Source organism: Candidatus Paceibacterota bacterium, assembly GCA_035452965.1.
Taxonomy (GTDB): Bacteria; Verrucomicrobiota; Verrucomicrobiia; order Limisphaerales; family UBA8199; genus UBA8199.
The window spans coordinates 121507-132825 of record DAOTCE010000013.1 but is presented as its reverse complement, the minus strand read 5'-3'; the positions used below and the strand labels follow the sequence as shown (position 1 = coordinate 132825).

9 protein-coding genes and 1 tRNA gene are annotated in these 11319 nt (G+C 62.5%); 5 read left to right on the top strand and 5 right to left on the bottom strand.

The window, feature by feature from the left end; translation table 11 throughout:
• Position 1 precedes the first annotated feature (1 nt).
• Positions 2-76: transfer RNA gene (locus P5205_12245), tRNA-Val, on the bottom strand.
• A 534-nt stretch (positions 77-610) separates the two neighbouring features.
• On the opposite strand from P5205_12245, the gene P5205_12240 reads away from it, so the two are divergent.
• From P5205_12240 to P5205_12225, 4 genes are read left to right on the top strand one after another with little or no spacing between them, the layout of a single operon-like run.
• Positions 611-1807, top strand: a complete 1197-nt coding sequence (locus P5205_12240; GenBank protein HSA11130.1) for an aminotransferase class I/II-fold pyridoxal phosphate-dependent enzyme — start codon at positions 611-613, stop codon at positions 1805-1807.
• The gene (locus P5205_12235) at positions 1808-2788 is read left to right on the top strand and encodes an NAD-dependent epimerase/dehydratase family protein (GenBank protein ID HSA11129.1); all 981 of its coding nucleotides are present in this window, start codon (positions 1808-1810) and stop codon (positions 2786-2788) included.
• Entirely contained in the window at positions 2785-3750 is a 966-nt protein-coding gene (locus P5205_12230; GenBank protein HSA11128.1) for a phosphatase PAP2 family protein, read from the top strand. The genes P5205_12235 and P5205_12230 overlap by 4 nt, the downstream gene beginning before the upstream one ends.
• On the top strand, positions 3747-4745 hold the full coding sequence (locus P5205_12225) for a glycosyltransferase family 9 protein (protein HSA11127.1): 999 nt from the start codon (positions 3747-3749) through the stop codon (positions 4743-4745). The genes P5205_12230 and P5205_12225 overlap by 4 nt, the downstream gene beginning before the upstream one ends.
• 71 nt (positions 4746-4816) lie before the next feature.
• Here P5205_12225 and P5205_12220 read toward each other — a convergent pair whose 3' ends face one another.
• Both P5205_12220 and P5205_12215 read right to left on the bottom strand, forming a co-directional pair.
• Positions 4817-5926 (bottom strand): phosphotransferase, encoded by a 1110-nt coding sequence (locus P5205_12220; GenBank protein HSA11126.1) that lies wholly within the window; start codon positions 5924-5926, stop codon positions 4817-4819.
• A gap of 5 nt (positions 5927-5931) precedes the next feature.
• Positions 5932-7272, bottom strand: a complete 1341-nt coding sequence (locus P5205_12215; protein HSA11125.1) for a hypothetical protein — start codon at positions 7270-7272, stop codon at positions 5932-5934.
• Positions 7273-7458: 186 nt separating this feature from the next.
• Between P5205_12215 and P5205_12210 the strand changes: the two genes are divergently transcribed.
• Positions 7459-8712, top strand: coding sequence for a nucleotide sugar dehydrogenase (locus P5205_12210; protein ID HSA11124.1), 1254 nt, complete (start codon positions 7459-7461; stop codon positions 8710-8712).
• Positions 8713-8829: 117 nt separating this feature from the next.
• Here the strand turns inward: P5205_12210 and P5205_12205 are convergent, their stop codons facing one another.
• Both P5205_12205 and P5205_12200 read right to left on the bottom strand, forming a co-directional pair.
• The gene (locus P5205_12205) at positions 8830-9864 is read right to left on the bottom strand and encodes a radical SAM protein (protein HSA11123.1); all 1035 of its coding nucleotides are present in this window, start codon (positions 9862-9864) and stop codon (positions 8830-8832) included.
• A gap of 36 nt (positions 9865-9900) precedes the next feature.
• Entirely contained in the window at positions 9901-11193 is a 1293-nt protein-coding gene (locus tag P5205_12200; protein ID HSA11122.1) for a glycosyltransferase, read from the bottom strand.
• Positions 11194-11319: the final 126 nt, after the last annotated feature.

Genomic DNA, 11319 nt, shown 5'->3' with positions numbered 1-11319 from the left:
ATGGTGCGCGCTGCAGGACTTGAACCTGCGACCCCTTCCGTGTGAAGGAAGTGCTCTTCCACTGAGCTAAGCGCGCGCCAGAAGCCGGAAATGATCGTTCCCGCGCCGTGAACCGGCAGTGTTCCGCCGGTGTCAGCGCGGGTCAAGGTCGCCACGGCGCCGGGATTTGGCAAGTCCAAAACGCCATCGAATAGGGAAAAGCAGCCGGAACCGTCTGCGGGCGGGCCAGGCGCCGGGCAGGTCGGCTGTGCGAGGCTGGCGGGCTGTTGGGGAAGTTGCTGGAGTCAAATTAGTGCTTGCCAGCGCGGGGATTAAGCGTAAAAGGAGGACCGGAGAACGGTGGAAAGGGTTGGTTGCGTAGATGTCCAGTATTTGATATGAGAATGAATGGTGAGTTTGTAACAAGCTGCTGGCTATGGATTATGCAGACGAAGCGGCCGGTCAACGGCTGAGTTGATTGCGCAGCAGAACGCCTTGCCTGTTTATGATTTACCACGACAAAGCCTCCACTTTGGAAGGAGACCGGGTTAATCCCCCGCAAATCTATCCCTTGCCCCGCCCGGCGGCTGTCCGGGAGGCCAACAACCGGCCGGTGCGGCGGAAGGTGCCGATGGTTCCACCGCCCTGCGCCCTGCTGGATAAGGCGCGCGAGTTCAAGGCAGCAGCCAAGTTGCGTGAGATCGGGTTATATCCTTATTTTCGGACTATTTCTTCGGCGCAGGACACCGAAGTCATCATAGAGGGCAAGAAGGTCCTGATGCTGGGTTCCAACAGCTACCTGGGCCTGACCAACCATCCGAAGATTAAAGAGGCGGCGCAGGCGGCGGTGGAGAAGTACGGCACCGGGTGCGCGGGGTCGCGCTTTCTGAACGGCACGCTCGATATCCACCTGGAGTTGGAGTCGGCCCTGGCCGGGCTGGTCAGCAAGGAAGCCGTGCTGCTCTACAGCACCGGGTTCCAGGTCAACCTCGGCGTCATCAGCGCGCTGGTTGGCAAAGGGGAATACGTATTGGGCGACAAGAGCAATCACGCCAGTATTGTTGAAGGCTGCCTGCTCTCCCAGGGCAAGTTCCTGCGCTTTGCGCACAAGGACATGGCGGCCTTGGAGAACCGCCTCCAGAAGCTCGAACCGGAAGCGGGGAAGCTGATTGCCGTGGACGGAGTGTTCAGCATGGAAGGCGACATCATTCAGTTGCCGGAGCTGTGCCGCATTGCGAAGGAGCACGGCGCGGCCATCATGGTGGATGACGCTCACGCGATTGGCGTTTTGGGCCGGAACGGCGCCGGCACGGCCAGCCATTTCGGGCTAAGCGACCAGGTCCAGTTGATCATGGGCACGTTCAGCAAATCGCTGGCGAGCCTGGGCGGTTTCATTGGCGGGGATGCGGAGACGATTGATTACCTGAAACACCACTCGCGGGCGCTGATTTTCAGCGCCAGCATGAGCCCGGCGAATGCCGCCGCGGTGCTGGCGGCGCTGCGGATCATGCTGGCCGAGCCAGAGCGGGTGGCGCAGCTCTGGCGCAACACGCACCGCATGAAGCAGGGCCTGCGCAGCCTGGGCTTTAACCTGGGCGGCTCAGAGACGCCGATTCTCCCGGTCTATTGCGGCGATTTGATGCTGGCCTTCAGGATGTGCAAGCGGCTGCAGGAGGAGGGCCTGTTCGTCAACCCGGTCGTCTCACCGGCAGTCGCGCCCGGGCAGGAGTTGATCCGCATCAGCCTGATGGCGACGCACACTGACAATCAGGTTGATTTCGCTTTGGACAAGTTGGGAAAGGTCGGCAAGGAGCTCGGCCTGGTTTAATTGAAGATCCTGCTCACAGGAGCGAGCGGCTTCGTCGGCAGTCACATCCTCGATAGCCTCCGCGGGCGCGGTTTGCCCACAGCCCTGCTGCTCCGGCCCGGCAGCAACCACCGGTTTATCACGCGGCACCTGGCGGACGTTGAGGTGCGCCCGGGCTCAATCGGTGATTTGGGAAGCCTCCGGCGGGCGATGACGGACATCACTCACGTTATTCATTGCGCGGGGGCGACGCGCGCAGGCCGGATCGCCGGGTTCTACGAGGCGAACCAGGCTGGGACGCGCGAGGTGGTTTCAGCCGTCAACGAGCAGAAAGGCCGGGTGCAGCGGTTGGTGCATATTTCGAGCCTGGCCGCCGCCGGGCCTGCCCCGCGGGAAAAGCCCGCGCTCGAGGAAGACTCTCCCGCGCCGGTGTCCGAGTACGGCAAGAGCAAGCTGGCGGGCGAACTGGAGGTGAGGAACCATTGCCACGCGGAGCATGTCATCTTGCGGCCGCCGGCAGTGTACGGTCCGCGCGACGGCGAATTCCTGCGGTTGTTCCGCGCGGTGAGGAAGCACGTGTTGCCCAGACTGTGCGAAACTCAGGCATTGAGCCTGGTTTTCGCCAAGGACCTGGCGGAAACGGTCGTGGCCTGCCTCACCCATGCGGCCGCGGCGGGCCGGACCTACTTTGTTGCGGGCCGGGAAGTGGTGACCGCGCGCACCCTGGCGGATGAAGTGGCCGCGCAGATGAACGTCTGGACACTGCCGCTGCCGCTGCCCACCTGGATGCTTTGGCCAGTATGCCTGGCGCGGGAAGGCTGGTCGCGCCTGACCGGCCAACCCAGCGTCCTAAGCCTGCAGAAATTCGCCGAGTTGCGCGCGCCCGGCTGGGTGTGCGACCCCACGCGGTTGGAGCGTGAAGTCGGCGGCCTCTGCGCCACCACGCTCAAACAAGGCATCGCGGAAACCCTGCTTTGGTATCGGGAGCAGAACTGGCTGTGACGCACTACACATTTGTTGACTACGCGACGCAAGCCTACATCGCACTGGTAGGAGCGCTGATACTGGTTTTTCACGACGCCACTGTGCCGAACTGGCCGAGTCTGGTGGGGGCTCACGCAGCCGGGTTGGTGGTGGTGCATTGCCTCATCCAGGCGCACGCCCGCAGCCGGCGGGGCTGGTTGCTGGATTTCCTGCGCCACTTCTACCCGGTGCTGCTCTATACGGCGTTCTTCTGCGAGACCGGGTTGCTGAACCGCATGTTCTTCAAGGACTTCCTCGATCCGATGGTGGCCCAGTGGGAGCAGCAGATCTTCGGCTGCCAGCCCAGTGTCCTTTTCATGGAAAGGCTGCCCTGGCTGGCTGTCAGCGAGCTCTTCTATGCGAGTTACTTCTCGTATTATATCATGATCGTCGGGGTGGGGGTCGCGTTGTTTCTGCGCAGCCGCCAGCAGTTCTTCCACTACGTGTCGGTGGTCTCTTTTCTGTTCTATTTCTGTTACCTGACGTACATCATTTTGCCCGTAATTGGGTCCCGGGCGTTCTTCCGGCAGGTGGATGGCTATGTGCTGCCGGAGGCTGCACAGCAACTGGCCGGGACGGACGCTTATCCCGAGGCAGTTCAGGTCGGCGGTTTCTTCCAGATTATGAAGTGGATCTACCGCGTGTTTGAAGCGCCGGGCGCTGCGTTTCCGAGCAGCCACGTGGCGGTGGCGTTGTGCACGGTGTACTTCTCGTTCCGCTATTTGCGCCGCATCCGCTACGCCCATCTGGCGGTCGCCTTCCTTCTTTGCCTTTCGACCGTCTATTGTCGCTACCACTACGTGGTGGATGTGCTGGCCGGGCTGGTGACGGCGGCGGTGGTGATTCCGCTCGGCAGTTGGCTTTATTTTAAGTTCGAGAAAGTGTATGACTTGCCCATGAGTTCGCCCGACCATGAGTTGACCACCCGCGGCCCGCTGTGAAACCGAAGCTCCTGGTGATCGAACTCTGGGGTCTGGGCGATTTGGTTATCGCCACACCTTTCCTGCGGGCGGCGAGCCAGCGATATCGAGTGACGTTGCTGGCGAAGCCGTATGCGATGGATTTGCAGCAACGGTTCTGGCCGGAGGTCAAGGTGGTGCCGTTCGTGGCGCCGTGGACGGCGTTCAAGCACAAGTACCGGCTCTGGACCTGGCCCTGGATAAAGATGATCCGGCTGCTCCATGGATTGGCCGTCACACGCTTCGATTTTGGTCTGTCGGCGCGAAGGGGAGCGGGGGGAGGGGGCGACCCTCGCGATCATCTGCTCCTGCTGCTGGCGCGGGCCAGAACGCGGCTGGGATTTGCGCGTTGGGGGAGCCGGGCGATTCTGGCGAAAGCGCTGGATCGGCCAGAGCCGGGCGCGCATCGTTGCGAGAATTGGCGCGTCATGGCGCGGGCGTTGGGCTTCGAGGTGCCGCGGCGCGAGACGATAGTGTTGCCGCGGATGCGGCCCGAAGGCGAAGTGCTGGTGCACACAGGGGCGGGCCAACCGGTGCGCGTCTGGCCGCTGGAACATTATCGCGACCTGGTCGGACGGATGCGCGCGGCCAATTTCCGGGTGCAGGTCGCCTGCGATCCGGAGCAGCGGGATTGGTGGCTGGCGGCGGGGGAGAAGACGGTGGCGACGCCCCGCACGGTGGCGGATCTGTTCGTGTTGGCGGACCGGGCCGGGGCGTTTATCGGAAACGATTCCGGCCCGGGGCACCTGGCGGGGGCGTGCGGGGTGCCGACGTTCACGCTGTTCGGCCCGCAGATGGCGGAGTGGTTCGCGCCGCTGCATCCAGCGGCCGCGTGGATCGAGGGCAAGGCCTGCCCATTCAAGCCATGCTCGGACTACTGCCGGTTCGCGGTGCCGTGTTGCATGGCCAATTTGTCGGTGGAAGAAGTGTGGAAGCAGGTGGAGGGATTCCTGGCCCGGGCATTGCGCGCTGGCTGACATGGCAGCACAGGGCAGGAGCAGCAAATTGCGTTGAACACGGCACGGCGCCGCCTCACAGCGGCAGTTACTCAGGATATGCTCCAGCGCGCGCTGAGAGCTCTTAGGAGTTCCCTTGCCGCCGCCAGGCCTTCCGAGGGTCTGATGACCTCGATTGTGTGGAGCAGGTAGGCCAGGACCAGCTCGCGCTCGCACCCGATGATGCCGCTCTGCGCTGCGTAATGCCGGAATACATCAGTTCCGAGCAGCTTCTCGATTCGCTGGACCAGAGCTGGCGCGCTCAGATGCGCGACCAGGATGCTGTTTTGGATTACATAATGGAACCAGTCCCAAGCGGGAATGCCGGCCAATCTGCCGCGTTCCCAGTCGAGCGCTGTCCAGACACCGGTGGGCGAGACCTTGATATTCCACGGCGCAAGGTCCCCGTGACAAATGGCCGGATGCACCTTCCGCCCGCACAGTCGTTTGGTCAAAGGCGCGAGCAAGCGGGCTGCAGGCGCAGCTTGGTCCAGCCGCTCCCATTCCGGGGCACTGGTCACCGGGATGTCTCGACCTGGGTGCATCCATGAGGTGAGCAAAGCCGGCAGGGCGGCGTCCTGCCGCGGGCGTGGTGAATGGCCCGGGAAGAAGTCCAACGCCAGCGCCCGGAGTCGCGAGGACTCAAACCGGGAGCGGAGCCGGGGAACCCCGGCGGTGTTTGGAGGAACCGCGTCGAGGAAAGAAGCTTCCTGTTCGACCAGGGCCTTCGCGTGCTGGCTCAGGCCCGCCTTTACCACGGCGACCGGCCTTTGGCTGGCATTGAACACAAGCAGCAGGAAACGTTGCCCCGCGCTGTTTGGGTTACCCGCGAGGATACCCAAGGTCGGAACCGCCGGCGCTGGCTGCCCGGCGAAGGAGGCGAGGAATTGCACAAAAGGATCCGAGGGCGAGAGTGTCAGGGAGGTCTTTTGGATTCCGAATGGCACCGATGCCGTCAGCAAGCAGCGCAGCGCAGCCCGGGCTGCGCGCGCGCGTGGCGTCTGCGCTGGATAAAGATCCATGGTGGCAGCCGCGGCGCGGGAAGGCGAGGGTAGCACCAAGAATGGCTGGCCGCCTTTTCGCAGGAGCCGCAACTCGATTTGGACGGCCCGTCCCTGATTCTCTGGCGCGGCGAACAGGTCTTCCCAGGAACTATGTGGCATTGGCGTCATTCGTTCCGCTTGGCCCAGCGTATGGTGGTCCTCTGCGCCATGAAATCCAGGATCATGCGATTCAGGTCGGCGGCAACCTTGTCAGGGGGGCGATCGGCATCGAGAACGTGCCCATTGGGCAGCCCCTGGACGAGTTTGCGGTAAGCCAGCCGTTGGCGTTCGGTTTCAGCGAGGGCGACCTCTTGCTTGCGGCGCTGTAAGACTTCCGCCGGTGCGTCGAGCAGCACAACCAAGTCAGGTTTCTTGAGGAGGAAATGTCCTAGGCGGACGATGGCTGGCGGCACGCGCAGACGGTAACGCCGCTGGTCTACAAAGAAGTCGTAGTAATAACGGTCAATCAGAACCAACCCTCCCCGGAAGGTCACAGGGCGGAGCCGCAGATGCGAGCCAAGAAGGAACTCGATCCAGTGAAACGTGAAGTAGCCAAGCGAAAGCACGGCGTTGCGCGGTGGCAGACCGTGGGGATCTACGGCCGGGCCGCGCGCTGCCTGGCGGCCCGCGGTGAACAGCGGCGGCTTCCAGTGAAAATGGCGCACTTTCGCCGGGGGGAATGTTCCGTTCAGCCCATCCATGACGGCCCTGGCAACCGTGGACTTTCCGCTGCCGTCAGCGCCGCAGAGCACTGCAGTCAAACCCGGTGGCCGGAAGAACCGCCCCGCCAGCCGTCGCGCGTCGGCCAGCATGGACTTGAGCGTGCGCGCGAACGCGTGGGTCAGTTGCCGGAGGACCAATGTTCGCCGCAAAGCGCTGACGGCAGCCTCGATCGCGGTCCAATCCTCCTGTGCGGAGGCGCTGGCCAGAAAGCGGGCGCGCGCGCGGCCGTAGGTTCTGGCCAGGAGTTCAGTCGTCAGATCGAGCTGTGCCTTGAAGCCCGCGGTGATGGCCGCCTTGTACTTCTCCTTGACCTTGCCAGTGTAGATAAGCGAGGCCATCAACTTGGTCGCGGTTTCATCCGCCGGGTGCGGAATGGCGAACAGGTCCCGACACACTTTACGCTGGAGGAATCCTTGAGAAGACAGGTAGTCAAACCCACGCCATTTCAACGAGGTGAAGAGGTCAAAATGAGCCTGGGCATTGGTTTGCGGGCTGGACAAGAAGAGGGCCAGGGTGGCGAACTCGACACGATTATGCAGGCGAAAGCCGACCTTTGATGCCGCATGCCGGAGGACCTGTTCAGCCTGGTGCAATTGGGCCGCGTCCACCAGCACGTCAATGTCATTCGTGGTGAAATGCGGCAGGCTTTCGTAGTTGCGCAGGACGAGGAAATTGATGTTCGCCTGCTGCCACGCGCGAAAGACGGCAGTGACCAACTGGCTGATTTCTGGTTGGCCGGGCATTGAGCAATGATGCTCCGCGTCCCGGACCGGCAGCCGATTTCAGGCCTGCCCGGCACGTGACCGCGCGGAGCGGATTCCACGGGAAGCAATAGCGGTCGCTATGCCCCAAGGAAAGCTTTTTGTCTGACGAGCGCGGCTTCGCGCTTGACGTTAGCCGGGCATCCCCTACGGTAAGCGGACGATCTCATGAGAGCATTATTGAAAGCTTCCGTATGCGGGTTGGGCAAGCTTGGCGCGTGCATCGCGGCGACGTTGGCTCAGCGTGGTTTTGAGGTGGTGGGGATTGATATTGACGCCGAGAAGGTGCGGAGGATCAACGCAGGCGAGCCGCCAGTGGAGGAGCCACTGCTGGCGGAGACCATCACGGCGGGCCGCACGCGGTTGCGGGCCACGCAGGATTACCGGGAGGCGGTGGCCACGGATGTGACGTTCTTCATCCCGCCATCGCCGAGCTTGCCCGACGGGAGCTTTTCGAACGAATTTCTATTGCGGGCAATGCAACCGGTCGCGTCGGCGGTGCGCGAGAAGGGCAAGCAGGGCCACTTGTTCGTATGCAGTTCGACAACGACTCCCGGGGCGGTGGACGGAGTGCTGATCCCGATGCTGGAGCGGGAGACGGGCGGGGTTTGCGGACGGGACTTCGGAGTATGCTACAATCCCGAATTCATCGCGCTGGGCAACGTGGTGAAGGGCCTGCTCGAGCCGGACATGGTGCTGATCGGGGAATCGGACGCGGCCAGCGGCGCCGCGCTGGAGGAGATGTATAAGAAGTACAACCAAAACAAGCCCAACATCGCCCGGATGTCTATTATCAGCGCGGAGCTGACGAAGATTTCGGTGAACAGCTACGTGACGATGAAGATCAGCTTTACCAATCAGTTGCGGATGATTGCGGAGCAATTCCCCAAGGCCGACATCCACCATATCCTGGAGGCCATCGGCAGTGACAGCCGGGTGGGGCAGAAGTATCTCCGGGCAGGCCTGAGCTATGGCGGGCCGTGTTTCCCGCGCGACAACCGGTTGCTGGCCTATACCGCTCGGCAACTGGGTTTGGAAGCACCGCTGGCGGAGGCTTCGGACCGAGTCAACCAGCGGACGAACTTGGACCTGTTCGAGAAAGTGCAAGGGCTGGTGACCAAGAGCGACACAGTGGCGGTGCTGGGACTGACCTACAAGCCGGACACCTATATCACCGAGGAGGCGGCGGGGCTGTTTCTGGCCCAGCAACTCAAACGCAGCGGCTACCGCGTGGTGGTGCACGACTATGGCGCCAAACCCTCCAATGCACCAAGCTTGCACGAGTTCGAGCATCTGGAGGACCCGGCGGTGCTGCAGCAGCGCGGCGACATCAAACTGGCTGTCATCTGCTGTCCCTGGCCACAGTACCGGTTGGTGAAGTTCTCGCCCGGCACAAAGGTCTTAACGCCCTGGAAGATTTGAGCGGGCAGAGGGGGAGAGCTTTTGCGCAAGTCCACCCCTTCTGTGATCCGATAAGGCCAAGGACCTGTGCGGGCGCCCGCCCTGCCGCGGGAAACAGGACGACTCGGCGGGAAGTCCCTACCTCTGGCGGAGGTCCACCTCGCGCCCTTTCCAGCACTTGACGCCGACGCGGTTGAGGCCGCCCAGGGCGTAGCGGAAGGAATAGCCGTAGAAGGGGTTGTGGGTGGGCCAGAAGGAGATAATATCCACGCCCGCCGTCTTTGCCAGTTGGATAGCCTGCTCGATGGTGCGCGGGTGGTCGTTCCAGTTGAACAGGAGATACTTCCACTCGAGCACCGGCTGGGTCAGGTCCCGGGCATTGCGGTAGGCTACCAGCGCCTTCAGGTTGTCATAGGCCTTCTGGAAGTTGCCGTGGTGCTCGTATTTCTTGAGCATGGGTTCGTTGATGCCGGCGATGGAAAAGTAGATGAGGCTGGCGTTGAGCGCCGCTTCGCGTTTGGCATCGGTGTTGAGCACGATGCCGTTGGTGGAAATAACGATGCGGCACCCGGCGTTCTTCTGGCGCAGCAGCGACAGTTCCGGGCCGATGTTCGGGGAGAGGAACGGTTCGCCGAGGTTGAGATAGAAAAGCTGCTCCAGGCCCAGTTCATGGACCAGGTCGGCCATGCGCGACAGCTTTTCGAGGTCCATCTGGAGGGTCTTGCGGATGCGGGCGGCGGACTGGCGGTCGCAGCCGATGCAGTCAATGTTGCAGCGGACGGTATTCTCCAGGAGCATGCCACGATAGGGGAGGCGGGGCTGTTCGAGCGCCCGCGACTTTGGTACGCGCTGCAAATCGCCGCAGCGCGCGCAGGTCATGATCGGCAGCTTTCCTTTGGCCAGCTCCTCGCGAAATCGCTGCGCGACGGGGCCATAGAACACTTCCTTAAAGGAGTGCTCGTTCAGGTCGCCCAGGTGGCCGGAGCCGTCGTAATCCTGGCAGGTGCACGAGACAGTTAAGTCGCAATTGATCGTCAGATTGTATTCAGACTCGCCTGCCAGGCAGCGGCAGGCGAAACGCTGACCCGTGAGCCGGGCAGACCACTCCAGATAGTGCCGTTTAAACTTGCGGAAAAGGTCGCTGGCGATCCAATTGATTCTTCTAGGCTTCATGGCGGAGTCGGCGAAACGTCCAAGGTCGTGGCAGGCCTACTTTGGGAGCGAACCGATTGCGGCGGCGGGCATGGCCGCTGGGTGGGCCGACTCGACCTGGGTGAACGCTTCCGCCAGGCCCGCCAGGTGCCGCTCCAGGGTGTAGGTCTGAACAAATATGTCGCGGAAGCCTTCGCCGCTTTCGGTGGTCAGCAAGGCCAGCAGGCCCTCAGCGAGTTGCTCCGGGGAGCGGATGCTGACCAGGCCTGGGTAGTTGACGGGAAACAGTTCCGGCAGGGATCGCCAGCGCGTCGTGAGGATCGGCAGTCCGAAGGCCATGGCCTCGATCAGATTCACCGGCTGGTTCTCGTTTTCATAATAGGTCGGGAAGCAAAATAAGTCGGCCTCGCGCAATAACTGATGCTTCTGCTCGCCCGACACAAAGCCGAGATACTGGACGATATCGGCGATTCCCGGTTCAGCGAGCCGGCGGTCGAACTCGGTCTTGTCGTTGGCGGCCACGAAGCCACCGGCCACAATCAAGCGCAGGGAAACAGCGGCCTGACGCTGGCGCAGGCGCTGGTTGGCGAGCGCCACCGCGTCCATTGAGTCGAATAGACCCTTCTCGCGTGTGCAATGCGCCAGGTAGAGGATGCGGACCAATTGCGGCTCGCCGCCGGTGTGGTCGGCGTCCGTGGCGTCGAGTGCCTGGCCCGCTAGGAGTTTTCTGCGGGCGGCAAAGCGCGCCTTGCGCCGGGGCCAGACCTCGTCGGCAAAGCGGGGGCAGGGGTCGGGGATGCCGTTGCTGACAACGCGGATTTGGCGCGAGAAGAGCTTCTCGGCGTCCGCGCGGTTGTACTTAGAGAGCACGATGCTCAGGTCAACCTGTTTCATCAGCCAGTAGGTCAACGTGCGCCAGCGCATCGTCACCACTAACTCCAGCCATTTGGCCAGGCCGGCGGCGTGCCAATGCAGTATCACCCGTTTGAAGAACCGGCGGCAGAGCAGCATGACCAGCCAGTCCCGGTAGATGGCCGAGCGTTTGCCTGGGGCGGGGATGTAGTAGAAGTTGGTGACGCCGTAGCGGAAGCGGCACCAGATGGCTTGCAAGCAATAACCCAGCAAGAGGAGCAACTTGTTGAAGCGCAGATCTCCAATATCCTCCAGTTTGCGCGAAAGGCGTGCATTGACGTGATAGCACTCGATCCTCAAAGGGCCGGGCGAGTTGGGGACGGGTGCCGCTTGGTTCGGCCGGCGGCGGTTTCCCCCGAAGCCTTCCAACATGAGCTGGACCATGTAGCTTTGGCCGTGGTGCGGCGGTGGCGTATGGGCGAAAACCAGCAGCTTCATGCGATTCGGGACAACCGCCCGGTGAATATGGCTCTCAACAAGTTTACCTTTCAACATACCCGGGAACGCTGCGGCTGAGAAGTTTTTTCTTGAACGTCCGCGCGGCCCCTTGAACCCTCGCTCCGA